Annotated in this window: 18 protein-coding genes; 9 read left to right on the plus strand and 9 right to left on the minus strand. The window is 72.7% G+C overall.

What is annotated here, in order from left to right; translation table 11 throughout:
- Nucleotides 1-84 precede the first annotated feature (84 nt).
- On the minus strand, nt 85-918 hold the full coding sequence (locus tag ICC28_RS07075) for an NAD(P)H-binding protein (protein WP_188287550.1): 834 nt from the start codon (nt 916-918) through the stop codon (nt 85-87).
- Nucleotides 919-998: 80 nt separating this feature from the next.
- On the opposite strand from ICC28_RS07075, the gene ICC28_RS07080 reads away from it, so the two are divergent.
- Both ICC28_RS07080 and ICC28_RS07085 read left to right on the plus strand, forming a co-directional pair.
- The gene (locus ICC28_RS07080) at nt 999-1964 is read left to right on the plus strand and encodes an AraC family transcriptional regulator (RefSeq protein ID WP_188287551.1); all 966 of its coding nucleotides are present in this window, start codon (nt 999-1001) and stop codon (nt 1962-1964) included.
- Complete coding sequence (locus tag ICC28_RS07085) at nt 1937-2608, plus strand: helix-turn-helix transcriptional regulator (RefSeq protein WP_188287552.1); 672 nt, start codon at nt 1937-1939, stop codon at nt 2606-2608. The genes ICC28_RS07080 and ICC28_RS07085 overlap by 28 nt, the downstream gene beginning before the upstream one ends.
- Here ICC28_RS07085 and ICC28_RS07090 read toward each other — a convergent pair.
- Nucleotides 2591-2992 (minus strand): VOC family protein, encoded by a 402-nt coding sequence (locus ICC28_RS07090; protein WP_188287553.1) that lies wholly within the window; start codon nt 2990-2992, stop codon nt 2591-2593. The two genes, ICC28_RS07085 and ICC28_RS07090, sit on opposite strands and share 18 nt — an antisense overlap.
- An 83-nt stretch (nt 2993-3075) precedes the next feature.
- Here ICC28_RS07090 and ICC28_RS41230 point away from each other — a divergent pair, with 83 nt between their 5' ends.
- Nucleotides 3076-3405 (plus strand): hypothetical protein, encoded by a 330-nt coding sequence (locus ICC28_RS41230; RefSeq protein ID WP_188287554.1) that lies wholly within the window; start codon nt 3076-3078, stop codon nt 3403-3405.
- 36 nt (nt 3406-3441) lie between these two features.
- Here ICC28_RS41230 and ICC28_RS07100 read toward each other — a convergent pair whose 3' ends face one another.
- Together ICC28_RS07100 and ICC28_RS07105 are read right to left on the minus strand one after the other, a co-directional pair.
- On the minus strand, nt 3442-4482 hold the full coding sequence (locus ICC28_RS07100; protein ID WP_188287555.1) for a LacI family DNA-binding transcriptional regulator: 1041 nt from the start codon (nt 4480-4482) through the stop codon (nt 3442-3444).
- 209 nt (nt 4483-4691) lie between these two features.
- Nucleotides 4692-5705, minus strand: coding sequence for a hydroxyacid dehydrogenase (locus tag ICC28_RS07105; protein WP_188287556.1), 1014 nt, complete (start codon nt 5703-5705; stop codon nt 4692-4694).
- Between the two features lie 271 nt (nt 5706-5976).
- Here ICC28_RS07105 and ICC28_RS07110 point away from each other — a divergent pair, with 271 nt between their 5' ends.
- A complete protein-coding gene (locus tag ICC28_RS07110; protein ID WP_188287557.1) occupies nt 5977-7551 on the plus strand; it encodes a carboxylesterase/lipase family protein in 1575 nt (524 codons plus the stop codon).
- 74 nt (nt 7552-7625) lie between these two features.
- On the opposite strand, the gene mmuM is transcribed toward ICC28_RS07110, so the two are convergent.
- The 3 genes from mmuM to ICC28_RS40335 all read right to left on the minus strand — a co-directional run bounded on the left by mmuM (nt 7626) and on the right by ICC28_RS40335 (nt 9947).
- A complete protein-coding gene (gene mmuM, locus ICC28_RS07115; protein ID WP_188287558.1) occupies nt 7626-8537 on the minus strand; it encodes a homocysteine S-methyltransferase in 912 nt (303 codons plus the stop codon).
- Between the two features lie 83 nt (nt 8538-8620).
- Nucleotides 8621-9460 carry a carboxymuconolactone decarboxylase family protein gene (locus ICC28_RS07120; RefSeq protein ID WP_223188454.1) on the minus strand — a complete coding sequence of 280 codons (840 nt, stop codon included), beginning with the start codon at nt 9458-9460 and terminating at the stop codon, nt 8621-8623.
- A gap of 76 nt (nt 9461-9536) precedes the next feature.
- Nucleotides 9537-9947 (minus strand): MerR family transcriptional regulator, encoded by a 411-nt coding sequence (locus ICC28_RS40335; RefSeq protein WP_282700424.1) that lies wholly within the window; start codon nt 9945-9947, stop codon nt 9537-9539.
- A 181-nt stretch (nt 9948-10128) separates the two neighbouring features.
- Here ICC28_RS40335 and ICC28_RS07130 point away from each other — a divergent pair, with 181 nt between their 5' ends.
- Complete coding sequence (locus tag ICC28_RS07130; RefSeq protein WP_188287560.1) at nt 10129-11223, plus strand: family 43 glycosylhydrolase; 1095 nt, start codon at nt 10129-10131, stop codon at nt 11221-11223.
- A gap of 1 nt (nt 11224) precedes the next feature.
- Nucleotides 11225-12634, plus strand: coding sequence for an RICIN domain-containing protein (locus tag ICC28_RS07135; RefSeq protein WP_188287561.1), 1410 nt, complete (start codon nt 11225-11227; stop codon nt 12632-12634).
- Between the two features lie 7 nt (nt 12635-12641).
- Here ICC28_RS07135 and ICC28_RS07140 read toward each other — a convergent pair whose 3' ends face one another.
- The gene (locus tag ICC28_RS07140) at nt 12642-14312 is read right to left on the minus strand and encodes a rhamnogalacturonan lyase B N-terminal domain-containing protein (protein ID WP_188287562.1); all 1671 of its coding nucleotides are present in this window, start codon (nt 14310-14312) and stop codon (nt 12642-12644) included.
- 194 nt (nt 14313-14506) lie between these two features.
- On the opposite strand from ICC28_RS07140, the gene ICC28_RS07145 reads away from it, so the two are divergent.
- The 3 genes from ICC28_RS07145 (at nt 14507) to ICC28_RS07155 (ending at nt 17877) form a co-directional block, all read left to right on the plus strand.
- Nucleotides 14507-15553, plus strand: coding sequence for a rhamnogalacturonan acetylesterase (locus tag ICC28_RS07145; RefSeq protein WP_188287563.1), 1047 nt, complete (start codon nt 14507-14509; stop codon nt 15551-15553).
- An 82-nt stretch (nt 15554-15635) separates the two neighbouring features.
- Nucleotides 15636-17318, plus strand: coding sequence for a DUF2264 domain-containing protein (locus tag ICC28_RS07150; protein ID WP_188287564.1), 1683 nt, complete (start codon nt 15636-15638; stop codon nt 17316-17318).
- Between the two features lie 190 nt (nt 17319-17508).
- Nucleotides 17509-17877, plus strand: a complete 369-nt coding sequence (locus tag ICC28_RS07155; protein WP_188287565.1) for a VOC family protein — start codon at nt 17509-17511, stop codon at nt 17875-17877.
- Between the two features lie 94 nt (nt 17878-17971).
- Here ICC28_RS07155 and ICC28_RS07160 read toward each other — a convergent pair whose 3' ends face one another.
- Complete coding sequence (locus ICC28_RS07160; RefSeq protein ID WP_188287566.1) at nt 17972-18700, minus strand: hypothetical protein; 729 nt, start codon at nt 18698-18700, stop codon at nt 17972-17974.
- Between the last annotated feature and the right edge of the window lie 117 nt (nt 18701-18817).

Here is an 18817-nt window from a genome sequence, read left to right on the forward strand (position 1 = left end):
CGGGGGCGGGCTGCCCGCCGACGGGACCGCCCCCTCGGCCGGTCCGCCCCGCAGGCACTGGGCGGGCCGGGACCCGGACAGGTGTCAGACCTCCCAGACCCCCGCCGCCGCGGCCTCCCGCGCGAAGTCCGCGAAGTCGCGCGGCGGGCGGCCCAGCACCTCGCGGACACCGTCGGTGAGATGCGCGTTGCGGCCGTCCAGCAGCCCCTCGAACACCTCCACCAGGAACGCCGCCTCCTCCGGCGGCACCCCGAAACCGGCCAGCGCCTCGCCGTACGCCCGCGCCGGCACCGGTGTGTACGTCAGCTCCCGGCCCGCGGCCGCCGACACCTCAGCGACCGCCTGCCGGAACGACAGCAGCCGCGGCCCGGTGATCTCCAGCGTCCGCTTCACGTACCGGCCCCCGGACGCCAGGGCGGCCACCACGACGTCCGCGATGTCCCGCACGTCGATGAACGGCTCCTCCACCTCGCCCGCCGGGAACACCAGCTCCCCCTCGCGCAACCCCGCCACCAGCGGCCCCTCGCTGAAGTTCTGCGAGAACCAGGCGGCCCGTACGACCGTCCAGTCCGCCCCCGAATCCCGGAGCGCCGCCTCCGTCGGCAGCGCCTGCTCCTCGCCGCGCCCCGACAGCAGCACCAGCCGCCGTACGCCGAGCCCCACCGCCTCCGCGGCCAGCGCCCCGACGCCCTCGGTCGCCGCCGGTGCGCCGACGTCGGCCGGGTGCATCAGATAGGCCGCGTCCGCGTCGCGCAGGGTTTCCGCCCAGGTCGTAGGGTCCTCCCAGTCGAAGCCGGTGGCCCGGGACGCCTCCCGTACGTCCATACCGGCCGCCCGCGCCGCCCGGGCCACGCGGCTCCCGGTACGGCCCGAGGCGCCGGTCACCACCACTGTCATGTTCGTCGTGTTGTCTGCCATGCCCCCAGTCAACGGCCGTACGCCCCGGGACCCCATCGTCCAAAGGCTCGTCTCCATGCGCGAGCGTCTACGCTGGCGCAATGGACGCTCTGGCCGGGCTTCTGGAGGGCCCACGCGCGCGCGGCGCGCACATGATCCGCGCCTGCTTCGACCCGCCGTGGTCCGTGCGCGTCGAGGACCGCGCCCCGCTGACGGTCATGGTCATGATCCGGGGCGAGGCGTGGGTCGTGCCGGACGCGGGGGAGCGGGTGCTGCTCGGCCCCGGTGACCTCGCCATCGCGCGCGGCCCCGCCCCGTACACCTGTGGCGACGATCCCGAGACGCCCCCGCAGGCGGTGATCCTGCCGGGCGCCGAGTGCTCCTACCCCGACGGCCGCCCCCTCAACGGCTCCATGGACCTCGGGGTGCGCTCCTGGGGCGACCGGCTCGACGGCTCGGTCGTGATGCTGATCGGCACGTACCGGTGGCAGGGGGAGGTCAGCGGGCGGCTGCTGGACGCGCTGCCGCCGCTGCTGACGCTCCCGGCCGAGACCTGTGACTGCCCGCTCACGCCGTACCTCATGGAGGAGATCGTCCGCGACGAGCCGGGCCAGGAGGTCGTCCTGGACCGGCTGCTCGACCTGCTGGTCATCGCCGCGCTGCGGACCTGGTTCTCCCGGCCGGAGGCAGCGGCGCCGGCCTGGTACCGGGCGCTGGCCGACCCCGTGGTCGGCCGCGTGCTGCGCCTCGTCCAGGACGACCCCGCCCACCCCTGGACCGTGTCGTCCCTCGCCGCCAAGGCGGGCGTGTCACGGGCCGCCCTGGCCAGACGCTTCACCGAGCTGGTGGGGGAGCCGCCGATGACGTACCTGACGGGGTGGCGGCTCGCGCTGGCGGCGGACGCGCTGCGGGACACCGACGCGACGCTCGAGACGATCGCCCGCCAAGTGGGGTACGGCAGCGCGTTCGCCCTGTCCAGCGCGTTCAAGCGGGTGTACGGGGTGAGCCCGCAGGCCCATCGGGAGAGGGGAACCCAGCCGTGTACACCGAGCGCGCCTCCCGGCTGACCGGTGCCGTCGTCTGGACCAACACCCCTTCCGGTGCCGGACGGGTGCTGCCCGACGGCTGCATGGACCTGCTCTGGCACCGTGAGCGGCTGCTGGTCGCCGGGCCCGACACGCGGGCGCACGTCAGCGACGGCGAGGGCGGCGACTGGACCGGGCTGCGCTTCTTCCCCGGAGCCGCGCCCGGCTTCCTCGGGGTGCCCGCGCACGAGGTGCGCGACCGGCGGGTGGACCTCACGGACCTCTGGCCCGCCGGGGAGGTACGACGGCTGCGTGACCGGGTCGCGGGCGCCCCCGACCCGATGACCGCCCTCGAAGACGCGGTCCTGGAGCGTGCGCAGCCGCCCGACCCGCAGCTGCACCACTTGGTGACCGCCCTCGGCTCGGGCCGCCCCGTCGCCGCCGTCGCCGACGAACTCGGCCTCGGCGCACGCCAGTTGCACCGGCGCAGCCTGGTCGCCTTCGGCTACGGCCCCAAGACGCTGGCCCGGATCCTGCGGCTGCAACGGGCCCTTGAACTGGCCCGCGGCGGCGTCCCGTTCGCGGACACCGCGGCCCGCGCCGGATTCGCCGACCAGGCCCATCTGGCCCGGGAGGTCAAGCAGTTGGCGGGGGTGCCGCTGGGGACGCTACTCGGACGCGGGTAGCGGGGCGAACAGGTCGACGCCGTTGCCGTCCGGGTCGTGGACGACCGCGTACCGCTGGCCCCAGAAGGCGTCCCAGGGCTTGAGTTCCCCGTGGTGTCCCATGCCGACGAGTTCCTCGTAGACCGCGTCCACCTCGGCCGGGCTGTCGCACAGCAGGGCCAGGGAGTGCCGGCCGTCGCCGGAGGGCGGACGCCAGTCGGGGGTGAGGGAGCGGACCATCTCCTCGGTGTCCAGCATCAGCCGCAGCCCGCCGGGCAGCGGAGCCTCGGCGTGCGACTCGGCCTCGGCCCCCTCCGGGAAGTCGAAGCCGAGGCGGCGGTAGAAGGCGACGGCGGCCGCCATGTCGGAGACCACCAGGGCGAAGGCGTCGATACGTGGAGTCATGCGGCCACTGTAGGCAGCGGCCCCACCACGCGTCTTGAAGGAAACGGACACGTCGAACGCGACGTGACCGGTCAATGCCGCCCGTGCGGGCCCAGGTTGAGGAGCACCTCGCCGAGCTGGTCGGACGTGAGGGGCGGCGCGGGCAGCGGGGGCGCGGCCGGGTTGGCGCGCAGGGCGTCGAGGAGCAGGGTGAGGGGGCGGCGCCAGGCGTCCGCGGCGACCGCGCCTCGCGGCAGGCCGCGGAGCTGATCGACGGCGGAACGCGTGTCACCGTGCTGGCTCCGGACCGCGCCGCACGCCGCGCGATGGGCCGCAACCTGGCGGACGACGGCCGCAGACCGGCCGGCGCCCGCGCCGGCTACGCCCAGGCGCGGGCGGCGGCTCCCGCGGTGGCCGAGGTGTGGCAGGGATGAGGGGGGACACAGCGCTTCCCGCCGGTGGGGAAGGGCTCACTTGCAGGGAGACGTACTCCTCCGCTCCACCAACCTCGTCGACAACTCCGTCCGCGTACTCTCCGGCCGATCCCCGTCGCTCATCCGCACGAGCAAGCGCAGCGCCGTCGCCGCCATTTCCGACAACGGCTGCCGTACGGTCGTCAGGGCGGGGGTGAGCCAGCGGGCCTCCGGGAGGTCGTCGAAGCCCACCACACTCATGTCGTCCGGCACCGCCAACCCCCGTTCTGCGAGGGCCTCGTAGACGCCGAGGGCCATGCGGTCCGAACAGACGAAGACGGCCGTGGGCGGAGTGGGCAGGTCCAGGAGGTCCCGCATGCGATGGCGGGCGGAGTCCTCGTCGCAGTCGGCGTGCCGGACGTATTCCGGACGGTGCCGCACACCGGCGGAGGCGAGCGCCGAGCGATAGCCGGCGATTCTCGCGCTGCTGGACATCGTGCGCCGGGGGCCGGCGATCACCGCGATGCGCTCGTGGCCCAGGGACAGCAGATGTTCCGTGGCGGTCACCCCGCCCTGCCAGTTCGCCGCGCCCACCGAGACCACGCCCGGCGGCGGTTCGACGACCGGGTCGATCATCACGAACGGGATGCGGTGGTGCTCAAGCCAGGTGTATTGCGACTGCGAGAGTTCGGCCAGGTTGAACAGCACGCCGGAGGAGCCGCGGGCGGTGAGCTTGTCCAGCCAGCCGCGTTCGGGGCGGCCGCCGGCGGTCCGGGGCAGCGCGGCCGAGACGACCACGTCGAGACCGGCGTCGCGCGCCGCCGCCTCCACTCCGTGCAGGACGGCCCCGGACCAGGACGTGTCCAGCGCGTGCACGACGAGGTCGACGAGGCCGGGTGTTCTGACCGCGTCGAAGCGGGGTCTGCGCACGTAACCGAGCCGGTCCAGCGCCTCGATGACACGCCGGCGCGTCTCGGGAGCGACGTCCTCGCGGCCGTTGACGACCTTGGAAGCGGTCGGCACGGACACCCCCGCCTCGCGCGCGACGACCGCAAGGGTCGGCCCGGCCGTCATGCTCGCACTCCCCGTGCGGACCATCGGGAACCACCAATCTGCTTGTTGGGTCGGTCGCCTACGGAGCGCTCTGTGCCGGTGTCGAGGGCACGACCGTGCTCAGCGCTTCGCGCCTCCGCGCGCTCGTGCCCTCGACACCGGCGCGCCCCTTCGACTCCCTTCCGGCCGGTTGCCTGGGGACAGCGGCCGTGGGTGGGCCTGTGCCCTGGGGCGGGGGCGTCCGGGGCGGGGGGTCATGCCACTCTGGCCAGGTCCGCGTGCCGTACCTCATGGGTGAGGGGGGTGTTGGTGCGCCAGCGCTCCAGTTCCTCCACCACGATCCGGCCCAGGCGCTCCAGTTCGTTGCCGAGTGAGCCGGCGATGTGCGGGGTGAGGACGACGTTGGGCAGGTGGTACAGCGGGGAGTCGGCGGGGAGCGGCTCGGGTTCGGTGACGTCGAGCACCGCGTGCAGCCGGCCCGACACCAGTTCGTCGGTCAGGGCGTCGGGGTCGATCAGGGCGCCCCGGGAGGTGTTGATCAGTACGCCTCCGTCCCGGATGAGGGCGAGCCGTTCGCGGTCCAGCATCCGGTAGGTCTCGGGGATGTCGGGCGCGTGCAGGCTCACGATGTCGCTGCGGCTCAACAGCTCCTCCAGGGGCACCAGTTGCGCCCCCAGCGCGGTGGCCTCGGCGGCGCTCACGTACGGGTCGTGCAGCAGCACCGTGAAGTCGAACGGCCGCAGCAGCTCCAGCACCCGCCGCCCCACCCGGGAGGCGCCGATGATGCCCACCCGGCGTCCTACATTCCCGGTGTGGGCCGTCTCGGCGTGGGAGGGGTACGCGTGCGTGCCGCGGAACCGCTCGCGATGCGTGAACGCGTCCTTCCCGGCGAGCAGGATCATGGCGAGCGTGTACTCCCCGACGGGCAGCGCGTTGCCGGTGACCGCGCTGGACACGGTGATCCCGCGTTCCCACACGGCCTCGCCGATGAGGGAGCGCACGGAGCCCGCGGCGTGCAGGACGGTACGCAGCCGGGGCGCGGCGGCGAGGGCGTCGGCGTCCAGGTGCGGACAGCCCCAGCCGGTGATCAGCACCTCGGCCTCGGCGAGCGCTCCGGCCGCCGCCGGGTCGGCGAAGTCCCGTACGACGAGGGCCGGATCGAGGTCGGCCGCCCGGCGCAGGCGGTCCATGAGCGGCGGGGGGAACAGGAGGGGGAGGTGTACCGGATCCAACGCGAAGACGGCCCGCGGCGGGTGAGGGCTGGGCATGGGTCTCCTGACACGTTGAGCGGAATGGGGGAACGCCTTGAAACGCCTTGAAGCACCTTTAGAAAGCGCCTTCTACCGTAGATCTGCCGGGAAACGGTGGTCAATCGGTGAGGAGGACGGTTGTTGATCAGTGGGGGCTTCCGCCGGCTGGATTCGGCACGCTCACGTACGCCGAACAGCCGAGCGTCGACGCCCCGCGCCGGAATACACCGGCGCACTGTGGTGCTCTGGGATGAACGGTGCAGGTGCGTGACGAAGGGCTGGTGGGCGGATGCCGGCGGACCGGACGAATCCTGTGGTCACAACCCCCCACGGGGCCGTACGCGGCAGGTACGAGCAGGGCGTCGCCGTGTTCCGGGGGATCCCGTACGCGGCCCCGCCCTTCGGCCCCCGCCGGTTCCGGCCGCCCCTGCCGCCGGAACCCTGGGACGGCGTGCGCGACGCGGGAGCCTTCGGGCCCACGGCGCCGAAACCGCCGTACTCCGAGGCGTTCGCGCAGTACCTGTCCGACCCGGTGGTGCCCGGTGACGACTGCCTCAACCTCAACGTGTGGACGCCCGAACCGGACCCGGAGGCCCGGCTGCCGGTCCTGGTGTGGCTGCACGGCGGGGCTCTGACCAGGGGTTCCTCGGCCGTGCCGGTGTACGACGGGCGGGCCTTCGCCCGGGACGGGGTCGTGTTCGTCTCGGTGAACTACCGGCTGGGCGTCGAGGGCTACGGACTGTTCCCGGACGCCCCGGCCAACCCAGGGCTGCGCGACCAGCTCGCCGCCCTGGAGTGGGTGCACGCCTCGATCGGGGCCTTCGGCGGCGACCCCGGCCGGGTCACCCTGGGCGGGCAGTCCGCCGGAGCCATCAGTGCCGGGGCGCTGCTGGCCGCCCCGCAGGCCCAGGGCCTGGTGCGGCGCGCGATCCTGCAGAGCGGGCCGCCCGAGGCCGCCGAACGCGACAAGGTGCGGCGCATGGTGCGCCGGATGGCGACCCGGCTCAAGGTCCCCGCCACCGCGGCGGCCTTCGCCGAGGTCGACCGCGAGCTGCTGCTGCGCACCCAGGCCGACGTGGGCAGGCTCAGCAGCCCGGTGCTCGGCGGGCCCGCGTTCGGGATCGTCGAGGACGGGGACCTGGTGCCGTGCGACCCGCTGGAGGCGCTGGCCGAGGGCGGGGCCGCCCGCGGGGTCGATCTGATGACGGGCTGGACGCGTGACGAGTACCGGCTGTGGCTGGTGCCCGGCGGCCTCCTGGAGCGCATCGACCGGCTCGGGCCGGTCGCGCTGGCCGGGGCCATGGCCCGCTGCCACTGCGGCGCCGAGGTGCCCCGCGGCTACCGCGCCCTGCACCCCGACGCCGGCACCGCCGAGCTCGTCGGCCAGCTGGTCACCGACCACCTGCTGCGCCGGCCGCTGCACCGCCTGGCCGACGCCCGCCCCGACACCTCGTACGTCTACGAGTTCGCCTGGCCCTCCAACCTGCCCGGCCTCGGCGCCTGCCACGCCCTGGAACTCGGCTTCGTCTTCGACACCGGCGACGCCCCCGAGTCCGAGAAACTGGCCGGTCAGGGCGCGCCGAAGGAGCTGTCGCGGGCGATGCACGGGGCGTGGGTGCGCTTCGCGCGGGACGGTGACCCCGGCTGGGAGCGGTGGGACACCTCGCACCCGGTGCGCATCTTCGGCGAGGGCGAACCGTACACCGCGCACGGCCCACGGGACCGGGAACTGGCCCTGTGGGAGGCCGACGAGACCGCCCCGGACCCCACCGCGGACTCCACCGAGGGCCCGCCCCTGCGCGGCACAGAACTGCGGTCGGTCGTACGACGACTGCGCCTGCCCGGCGCCGTCCGCCGACGCTGACCCCGGGCGCGCCGGTCGGCCAGATCCCGGCCGGGCGCCGGAAACCGGCAGGGGGCCGTGGGGAAGGGGACGTCCTACGCGGTGGTCAGCGTCCGGGCGACCGAGCGGATCGCCTCCGGTCCCACCCGGCAGCAGCCGCCGATCAGCCGCGCCCCGGAATCCCGCCAGCCGAGGACCTCGGCGGGCGCGAAACCGGACCGCCCCCGCCAGGCGCGAGCCTCCGCGTCCCAGGCCTCACCGCTGTTCGGATACGCCACCACCGGCTTGCCGGTCACGCGGGCGGCGGTCTCGACCGCCGCCGCCACGTCCCCGGGGGCGCAGCAGTTCACCCCGACCGCGATCACCTCCTCCGCGTCGGCGGCCAGGGCGAACGCCTCCTCCAACGGCTGACCGGCGCGCGTACGGCCGCCGGAGATCGAGTACGACAGCCAGGCCGGCACACCGAGTCCGCGCACCGCCCGCAGCAGCGCCGCGGCCTCGTCGGCGTCCGGGACCGTCTCCAGCGCCAGGACGTCCGGACCGGCCGCGGCCAGCACCTCGAGGCGGGGCCGGTGGAACCGCTCCAGTTCGGTCACGCCCAGCCCGTACCGGCCGCGGTACTCGGAGCCGTCGGCGAGCATCGCCCCGTAGGGGCCGACGGACGCCGCCACCCACAGCGGCCGGTCCGCCTCCGCCCGGCGCGCGGCCTCACGGGCCAGCTCCACGCTCAGGGCGAGCAGGCCGGCCGCCCGTTCCCGCCCGACCCCGCGCCTCGCGAACCCCTCGAACGTGGCCTGGTAGCTGGCGGTGATCGCGACGTCCGCACCCGCCTCGAAGTAGGCCAGGTGGGCCTCGGTGATCGCCTCCGGCCGCTCGGCCAGCAGCCTGGCCGACCACAGTTCGTCGCTCAGATCGTGCCCGGCGGACTCCAACTGGTTGGACATACCGCCGTCGAGGACGACGGGGCGGGTGGCGAGGGCCTGGGCGAGGGGGGAGGAGCTGGTCATGGGGTCGACGGTAGTCGAGGGCACGCCGCCCGTGTCGCCGACGAGGACCGGGTCCTGGCCGACGAACCCCGGTAGTGGCCCTGTCAGACGCGGCTGATCCCGCGCTCCTCGAAGACCTCGCGCACCACGCCCACGGCATTGAGCGCGCGGGGGAAGCCCGCGTACGGGACGGTCTGGATGACCGTTTCGATCACCTGCCGGGGTGCGAGGCCGACCCTGAGCGCGGCGTTGAAGTGCACCTTCTGCTGGGGTGCGGTGTCGCCGAGGGCGATCAGTCCGCCCAGGGTGACCAACTGCCGCTGCCGCAGGTCGAGTCCCGGCCGTGGGTAGACGTCCCCGAAGGCGAACTCGACGATGTACCGGCCGAGGTCCGGCGCCACGTCGTTCAGCGACTCGATCACCTCGATGCCGTGCTCGCCGTCGACCTCCCGCAGCTTGGCCTCGCCGCGCGCATAGCGGTTCCCGCCGGCCTCCACCTCGATCGGCCGGACGTCCACCCCGCGCTCCTCGAACACGGTCCGCGCGGCGGCCACCGCGTTGAGCGCCCGCGGGAACCCCACGAAGGGCACCAGGTGGATCAGCGCCTCCACCACCTGCGCCGCGTCCAGCCCGACGTGCAGGGCCGCACCGATGTGGAACCGCAGTTGCGGGGCGGTGTCCCCGGCGGCGGTGAGCGCGCCGATGGTCACCAACTGCCGCTGCCGTACGTCGAGTCCGGGCCGCGCGTGCACATCCCCGTAGGCGAACTCGACCACGAAGCGGCCCAGATCCGGGGCGATGTCCTCCAGCGCCTCCACCGTGGCGAGGGCGTCCTCCCCGGCGATCTCCTTCATCCGGGCGGCGCCGCGCGCGAACCGCTTCGACGGCTCACGCCCCGCACTGTCGGCCATGGCGACGCCGGGCCCCGTCAGGCTGGCCGCCATCGCACCGACCCCGCCCACGGCTCCGTACCGCAGCAGGGCCCGCCTGTCTCTGCCCGCCGCTTCCCCCTGCCGTGCGTCACGCCTCTCGTCCGCTGTCCCCATCGTGTTCCTCCACCAGTCGTTCGTAGTAAGCGATCTTGTCGTCGATGGCGTCGAGGCTGCGCAGGACGGCCTCGTACTCCTGCCTGACCTGCGCCTGATGCCTGCGCAAGAGCTCCAGCCGCTGCCGCACGGTGGCGTCCCCGCCCCGGCGCAGCTTCGCGAAGGCCACCATCCCCCGGATGGGCATCCCGGTGGTCCGCAGCCGCAGCAGGAACGCCATCCAGGCCAGATCCGCCGTCTGATACCGCCGCCGCCCGTCCGGGCCGCGCTCCACGCCGTCGATCAGGCCGATGCGTTCGTAGTAGCGCAGCGTGGAAGGGCTGAGCCCTGTCAGCTCGGATGCCTCGGCAATGGTCAGAGTCCCGTCGATCCCCTCGGTCGCCACGCCACGACCGTATGAGTTGAAGCGCGCTTCAACGCAAGGCGACCGGCGCACCTCCTGCGTCCCGCGCGTTTGTCCCGCCGAACCCGTTGACCTCCCCCAGGCGCGCCCGTACCTTTCAGCCGTTCGGGATGACAGATGTGGTTCGTTATATCGAACATTCCCCCCATGAGAGGCAGGACGCATGAGCCGCGATCACGATCTGCCCCAAGTCCCCAGCCGCCGACTGCTCCTGCAGGGCGCCGCAGCCGCCGGTGCCCTCGCCGCCGTTCCGGCCGTGTCCGGCGTCGCGCAGGCCGCAGCGCCGGGCGCGCCGTCCCCGAAGGCGGCCCCGTACGTGAACCCCCTCGTCCGCAACCGTGCCGACCCGCACATCCGCCGCCACTCCGACGGGTTCTACTACTTCACGGCCACCGCGCCGGAGTACGACCGCATCGTCCTGCGCCGCTCGCGCACGCTCGCCGGGCTGGCCACCGCCGCCGAGTCCGTGATCTGGCGGAAGCACGCCACCGGTGACATGGGGGCGCACATCTGGGCGCCGGAGATCCACCGCATCGGCGGCAAGTGGTACATCTACTTCGCCGCGGCGCCCGCCGAGGACGTGTGGGCGATCCGCATGTGGGTGCTGGAGAACGCCAACCCCAACCCGTTCCGGGGGACTTGGGTGGAGCGGGGGCAGGTGAAGACGCAGTGGGAGACCTTCTCCCTGGACGCCACCACCTTCACCCACCGCGGCACCCGCTACCTCTGCTGGGCCCAGCACGAGCCCGGCATGGACAACAACACCGCGCTGTGGCTGTCCAGGATGGCCGACCCCTGGACGCTGACGGGCCCTCAAGTCCGGCTGTCGACACCCGAGTACGACTGGGAGTGCATCGGCTACAAGGTCAACGAGGGCCCGGCGGTCATCGCCCGCAACGGCCGGCTGTTCCTGTCGTACTCGGCCAGCGCCACCGACTTCAACTACTGCCTGGGCCTGCTCACCGCCGACGCGAACGCCGACCCGATGAACCCCGCAAGCTGGTCCAAGTCCCCGACCCCGGTCTTCACCAGCAACGACACCACCCGGCAGTACGGCCCCGGCCACAACTCCTTCACCGTCGCCGAGGACGGCCGTACCGACGTCCTCGTCTACCACGCCCGCCAGTACAAGGAGATCGTCGGCGACCCGCTGAACGACCCCAACCGGCACACCCGGATCCAGCCCCTGCGCTGGAACCCCGACGGCACCCCCGACTTCGGCGTCCCCGTCGCCGACGGCGTCCGGCAGGAGGCGTGAGATGAGACGCGCGTACGCGGTTCTGATCGCCCTCTGCCTGGCCCTCGCCGGTGCCCTGGCCACCGCCGGTCCCGTCCGGGCCGCACCCCAGACGATCACCAACGGCACGCAGTTCAGGGACACTTCGGGCAACCCCGTGCACGCGCACGGCGGCGGAGTGATCAAGGTCGGCGCCTACTACTACTGGTTCGGGGAGAACCGCAACGCCGACAACACCTTCCGGTACGTGTCCGCCTACCGCTCCACCGACCTGAAGAACTGGGAGTTCAGGAACCACGTCCTGACCCAGGCCACCCACCCCGAGCTGGCCACCGCCAACATCGAGCGGCCCAAGGTCATGTACAACGCGTCCACCGGCAAGTTCGTGATGTGGATGCACAAGGAGAACGGCGTCGACTACAGCCAGGCCCGCGCGGCCGTCGCCGTCTCCGACACCGTGGACGGCAACTACGCCTGGCAGGGCAGCTTCCGCCCGCTCGGCCACATGTCCCGGGACATCACCGTCTTCGTCGACACCGACGGCACCGGGTACATGGTCTCGGCCGCCCGGGACAACTACGACCTGCACATCTACCGGCTCACCGCCGACTACACCGGCGTCGCCGCCCTGGTCGCCGACCCGTGGCACGGCGGCCACCGCGAGGCCCCGGCGCTGTTCAAGCGGGGCGGTGTCTACTTCATGCTCACCTCGGGCTCCACCGGCTGGAACCCCAACCAGCAGCGGTACGCGACCGCCGGCTCCCTGTCCGGCCCGTGGACCGCCATGACCAACGTCGGCGACTCCACGGCCTACGGCTCGCAGACCGCGTACGTCCTCCCCGTGCAGGGCACCTCGACCACCTCCTACCTGTACCTGGGCGACCGCTGGGGCAACTCCTTCGGCGGGACCGTCAACGACTCCCGGTACGTGTGGCTGCCGCTGGCCTTCCCGACCCCGACCACGATGTCGATGTCCTGGTCGCCGGAGCTGACGGTGGACACGGCCACCGGAACGGTCGGCGGCACCAGTGCCACGTACCGGACGCTGGTCGCCCGGCACTCGGGCCGCTGTGCGGACGTGATCAGCCAGTCGCAGTGGCCGGGCGGCCAGATCAAGCAGTACGACTGCAACGGCGGCAGCAACCAGAAGTACTGGTTCAGGTCCGTCGGCGGCGGCCACTACCAGCTCGTGGCCCGGCACAGCTCCCTGTGCGTCCGGGAGAACGCGAGCACGGTGACGCAGGAGCACTGCGACGCCTCGGCCACGAGCCAGCAGTGGTCGCTCACCACCACCGGCTCCTACGTCAACGTCGTCTCCCGCGCCACCGGCGAGTGCCTGGATGTGAGCGGCGGGTCCACCGCCAACTCCGCCACGATCATCACGCACACCTGCAACGGAGGGACCAACCAGCAGTGGACGCGCGGGACCTGAGTCCGGGTCAGGCCAGCAGGTCGATCGCGTCGATCGACGTGCCCGCGCTGAGATAGGCCGTCGTCCCCGAACCGCTCACCACGTTGATCCGCAGGGTGTTGTACGCGCCGGGGTCCGTCCGCCAGGCGGACGCCGGGACGCTGTAGCTGAAGACGTGGTTGTTGCCGCGGTACGAACCGTTGGTCAGCGACCGCGTGTTCGGCTGGGCGGGCGGGGAGGGGATGGCGGAGGTCCAGGTGTCGTTGACGACGACCTGGGGGCGGCCGTTGGCGTAGGCCGTCGTCACGCCGATGCGCAGGGTGTGCGCGGCGGCCGCCTGGGCGGCGGTCAGCCGGAAGTGGACGACGATGCCGCTGTTGACGTCCTTCCAGAGGTAGCAGGGGAAGGCGGACGTCTCCGCCCCGCTGCCGATGACGACATTGCCGGTCCAGGGCGCGGCGCGCACGTCGGACGGGTGCGCGTACGTCATCAGATCGGCGTTCTTGAAGCCCTTGGGCGTGCCGTTCCAGTCGCCGATCCGCCAGATGGCACTCGCGTTGGACGGGTCGTTCGACGAAGGGATCGCGATCGTGTTCAGGGTGGTCGTGCCGCCCGCGGTGACCGTCACCGACGTGGTGTACACGGCGAGTTCGTCCTTGAAGACGGTGAGCGTGTACGTCCCCGGCAGCACCCCGCCGATGGAGAACCAGCCGTCCGAGGCGCGCGCCGGACCCCAGTACTGCGCGGTGGGGCTGGCGAGGCCGACCGTGTACGGGTGCGCGGGGTTGCGGCCGGTGATGCCGACACCGGCCACCCGGCCCCGGCCGCTCGCGCCGACGTACCCGGACAGGCCGAGCGAGTCGGCCCACGGGGTGGTGAGGGTGCCCGGGAACAGGGCGGAGGAGGGCGCGCCGCCGTCCGTGAGGGCGATGACGTAGGGGCCCTGGAGGCCGAAGCGCTGGGCCTCGGTCTGGTTCTGGCCGTAGTACAGGATCTCGTACAGGCCGCCGCCGTCCGCGCTCTGGTGGCGCAGCAGGGAGCGGTAGAACGGGCCGCCGGAGGCCTTCTCGTGGTTGCTGCGCACGATCCACAGACCGACGCCGCCGCTGGACCAGCCGATGTAGTTGTAGTCCATCACGCGCAGTCTCGAGTAGTGCTTGGAGCGGGTCTGGCCGTCGGACTTGGCGAACACGTCCGAGGCCTCGATGGCGGTGGGCGCGTAAGTGTAGGAATCGGGCTCGTCGTTGCGGAACAGGCCCGCCTTCACGCGCAGGATGAAACGGGTCGCCGAGACGGACGTGTCGGCCTTGTTGGTCCACAGGTAGATGTTGTTCTCGCCGCTGCGGGCCGCGTAGTAGTGCTTCAGCGTGCCGTAGGTGACGGAGACCAGGATCGTCGAACCGGACTGGGAGATGGTCACGTTGGAGCTGCCGAGGCCGGATTCGATGTGCGAGTTCATGCCGCCGTAGCCCTGGTACTCCACGCCCCGGTAGACCAGCGAGGACAGGTCGCCGTTGGACTTGCGGACCTTGAAGACGAGTTGGGCGCCGGTGTCGACGACGTAGTGGGTGCCGTCGTCGCTCCAGCCGAAGGCGGCGGCGGAGGCGGTTCCGGCGAGGGCCGCGGTGCCGGCCGCGGCTGCCGCGCCGAGGACGAAGGCACGGCGGCCGAGGGGGCCGGTCGAGGCGGTTCCGGACATGGGGGGACCTCCTTGAGGGGGGAGGGTGCGGGGATGCGGGTGAGTGGAAGATTGACAGTTGAATCGATTTCACGAAAGGGCTTTCGCGTACTTGCCGGCGGCAATCTTGGGAAATCGCGCCAAGGTCTAGAAAGCGCTTGCCGCAACCTGTACGGTCCACGGCCAGGACTGGTCCTGTGACGGAGGAGCCGCGAGTGAGACGTTTCAATCCGGTCGTTGTGGCGGCCGTGACCCTGGGCAGCGTGCTGACGGCCGCCCCCGCCGCCCAGGCGCACCGCGGCGGCCCGGCCCTGGGCATCGAGAACTGCACCGCCACCGCCTGCCACTTCGACGTCCCGCCCGGCACGTACGACGTCAAGGTGCTGCTCGGCGGCGAGGAGGCCTCCCGCACGAGCCTCGGCGGCGAGACCCGGCGCGCCCTGCTCCCCGAGACCGCCGCCCCGGCCGGTGAACGGGTCGCCCGCAGCTTCACGGTGAACGTCCGCACCCCCGAGGGCGAGCCGACCGGCGCGGACGGAACCCCCGGCCTGGACCTGGTCGTCGGCGGCGCGGCACCCGCGCTGGCGGACATCCGCGTGACACCCGCCCGGCACGCCCGCCAGATCTTCCTCGTCGGCGACTCCACCGTCTGCGACCAGCCCGGCGACCCCTACACCGGCTGGGGACAGCAGCTCCCGCAGTACCTGCGCAAGGGACTGTCCGTCGCCAACTACGCCGATTCCGGGGAGAGTACGGTGACGTATCTGGGGAACCCGCAGTTGTGGGCCACCGTCCGGCCGCAGATCCGCCCCGGCGACCTGGTGCTGGTCCAGCTCGCCCACAACGACAAGACCACGGACGAGGCGACCTACCGCGCCAACCTGGAGACGCTGGTGGCGGGCGTGCGCGCGAAGGGCGGCGAGCCCGTGCTGGTCACCCCGATCGTGCGGCGCTGGTTCAACTCGGACGGCACGCTGAACAACGGTACCGCGCTGCTCGTGAACGGCCTGGGCGTGGACCACCCGGCGGTCATCCGCTCGGTCGCCGCCGACCACGACGTCCCACTGATCGACCTGACCGCCCGGACCAAGGAGATCGTCGAGCGGCTCGGGGTCGAGGGCTCCAAGTCCCTGTACCTCTACAACGAGAAACGCGACAACACCCACACCTCCGCGCACGGCGCCACCGTGTACGCGGAGGTGGTCCGCGACGAACTTCTCGCCCGGCATCTGGTGCCCGAGGGCCAGGTGAGGGTGGGATGAACCCCTGGGGCGTCCTGACCGGAACCAGGGCGCCCCAGGTCCCTGTGGACCAGACCCCTGTGGGAGAGGAACGCCGCAGACCATGCAACTGCCCCCCGACGACCGCACCCTGAGCCCGTACACCGGCTGCACCCGCGCCCACTGGGAGGCCGCCGCCGACACCCTGCTCGCCGCGGTCGAGCCGTACGCCACCGACGACCGCGCCCTCTACCATCTGCCCGGCGACCGCCAGAGCTGGTCCGGCCGCCTCTCCGACGGACTGGAGGGATACGCCCGTACGCTGCTGCTGGCGGCCTTCCGCCGCGACGAGACGGCACTTGAGCGCTACGCCGACGGACTCGCGGCCGGCGCCGCGGGAGCCTGGCCCCGTATCACCCACCGCAGCCAGCCCCTGGTGGAGGCCGCCTCCATCGCGCTCGCCCTGCGCCTGACCCGCCCGCTGCTGTGGGACCGCCTGGACGACGCCGTACGGCACCGCGCTGCCGACTGGCTCGCCGACGCCCTGACCGCCGAACCCTGGCCCTGCAACTGGGAGTTGTTCCCGGTCACCGTCGGAGGCTTCCTCGCATCGGTCGGCTACGAGCCCGAGGCGTCCCGCGAGGCGGTCGACCGCGGCCTGCACCGCATCGAGAAGTGGTACCTCGGCGACGGCTGGTACACCGACGGCGACGGCCGCAAGTTCGACTACTACAACGGCTGGGCCATGCACCTCTACCCGGTGCTGCACGCCTGGCTGGCGGACGACCAGCGGCTCCTTGACCTCTACGGCGGCCGCCTCTCGCGTCACCTGGAGGACTACGCCCGCCTCTTCGGCGGCGACGGCGCCCCCCTGCACCAGGGGCGCTCCCTGACCTACCGCTTCGCGACGACGGCCCCTCTCTGGCTCGGCGCCCTGACCGGCCGCACCCCGCTCTCCCCGGGCGAGACCCGCCGGCTGGCCTCCGGGGCCCTGCGCTACTTCCTCGACCGGGGCGCGGTCGACGACCGGGGCCTGCTCACCCTGGGCTGGCACGGCCCGAACCCCGCCGTCCTGCAGAACTACTCCGGCCCGGCCTCCCCGTACTGGGCCGCCAAGGGCTTCCTCGGCCTCCTCCTCCCCGCCGACCACGAGGTGTGGACGGCACCCGAGGAACCGGCACCGGTGGAACGCGGCGACGCCGCCCACCCGATCGGCCCGCCCAACTGGCTGCTGCAGTCCACCACTTCGGACGGCGTCGTCCGCCTCCACAACCACGGCAGCGAGGACGTCCGCTACGACCCCTACTACACCCGGCTCGCCTACTCGACCGTGACGGAGCCGTCAGCGTCGTACGACAACAGCGTCCTCGTCGACGACGACCCGAGCCGTACGTCCATCGAGCCCCTCGGAGTCGGCGACGGCTGGGCGGCGTCCCGGCACATGACGTCCTCGGGCGCCCGGGTGACGAACGTCGTGCTGGTGCGCGGGGCCGCGGAGGTGCGGGCGCACCTGGTGGCGGGCGTACCGGCCGGAACGCCGGTCCGGGTCACCGGGTGGGCGGGAGCCGGCGCCGAGCTGCATCCCGTGCTCGGGCTGGACGACGGACTGGCGGGGAAGACCGGGGCCGGCCACACGCTGTTCGTGGCGCTGGCCCGGCTGACCGGAGAACCGGCTCCGGCCCCCCTGTCGGAGACGGCCGCGGTGACCGCGGCGGACCCCCACCTCCTCGCCGTCCGCTGGGCCGACGGCAGGGAAGTGCGGGTCCGGGTGGAGGACGGGCAGGTTGCGGTGTCGGGGGGCGACTGACACAGAGCGGCAGGCGCAAGATCCGCGGCTTTGCCGAGGCCGGGGACGCCCCCGGCGAGCGGCCTGGCGGCGTACGTCGTGCGGTCGGCGTGCCCGGTGGTCGCCGCCCGGGGCGGGTGGGTGGCCGTTCACCTCGCTGACCGGCCATATCTCGTTGCAGGGGACCCGGCCGCAGGTGAGAATCCCGCGCATGACTTCTGTGATCCGGCACACCACCGTCGACAGCGTCGACGCCTACCGACTCGCGGGCTTCTGGTCCCAGGTCCTCGGCCTGCCCGTGCACGAGGACGACAAGCCCGGCGACGAGGAGGTCCTGATCGAGGAGGCGGGGGTGCTCTTCGTGACGGTCCCCGAGCGCAAGACCGTCAAGAACCGCCTGCACTTCTGCCTCCAGCCGGAGGACCGCACCCGTGACGAGGAGGTCGAGCGGCTCCTCGCCCTCGGCGCCACCCTGGCCGACGACCGCCGCAACCCCGACGGCACGGGCTGGGCGGTACTGACCGACCCCGAGGGCAACGAGTTCTGCGTACTGCGCAGCGCGGCGGAGCGGGCCGCCTGAGTCCTGTCCGTGGCGCGCCCTGCGCACACCTCCGGGGCCGCAGTGAGCGGCGCGGAAGCGAGGCCGCCGCCTGCGCCACCGGGCACCACCGCGGTCAGCCGAGGGTGACCATTTCCGGTGCCCAGTGCGACACTGCCGCGCAGACGAGGACCGAGAGGACAAGGGACACTCCGACCAGCGCGACGGCCTCACCGCGCACCCGCTTGGGGGACGGGCGTACGGCGCGCGGCGGCCCCTTCGGGCGGAAGGCGAGGCCACTCGCCCACTCCACCGGAACCTCGGGGGCCAATCGGCCCACCACCTCGGCCAGTTCATGTGCCCGGTTCCGCCAGACCTCCCCGGTCACCCGCAGCGTCTCCCTGTCGGTGCACACCTCCAGGTGGCACTTCTTGATCGAGCCGGGCCCCTCCAGGTCGTTCGCCGCCCCGACTTCGGTGTACTCGTAGCCCAGGCGCAGCAGGCGGACCGTGTTCCAGGGATGGACGTCCCCCTTGATCGTGATGCCCTCGCGGGAGCAGCGGACGACCACCGCACCCAAGTCCCACCCGAGCCACAACGGCATGGACAGACCCGCCGTCAGTATTCCGCCGCCCACGATGAGCAGACCGCCCACCAGCAAGGCCCCGAACCAGTCGTCCACCTGCGCGGCGTTCCGTGCGGCGGCATAGGCGATCAGTGCCCCGAAGGCCGTCCACAGCGGGGACAGGACGGCGGACCAGAAATAGTCGCGCCAGTCCTCCCAGAACTCGGCCTCGTCGGCGTGCGCCGTCGACGCGTCGGACAAGCGCTCACCCTCGGGAGCCCAGGCCTCTTCGGCATCCATGGAAGCCACCCCTTCCCCCGTTCAACGGCAGCCCATGCCTTGCCGCTCCCTTACCGTCGCCCGAATCCGACGATCGGTCAATGCCCGCACTCGGTGGGCGGCTTGGCGGCCGGCCGG

The sequence above is a fragment of the Streptomyces sp. TRM68416 genome (genome assembly GCF_014596915.1).
In the GTDB taxonomy this organism is placed as follows: Bacteria; Actinomycetota; Actinomycetes; order Streptomycetales; family Streptomycetaceae; genus Streptomyces.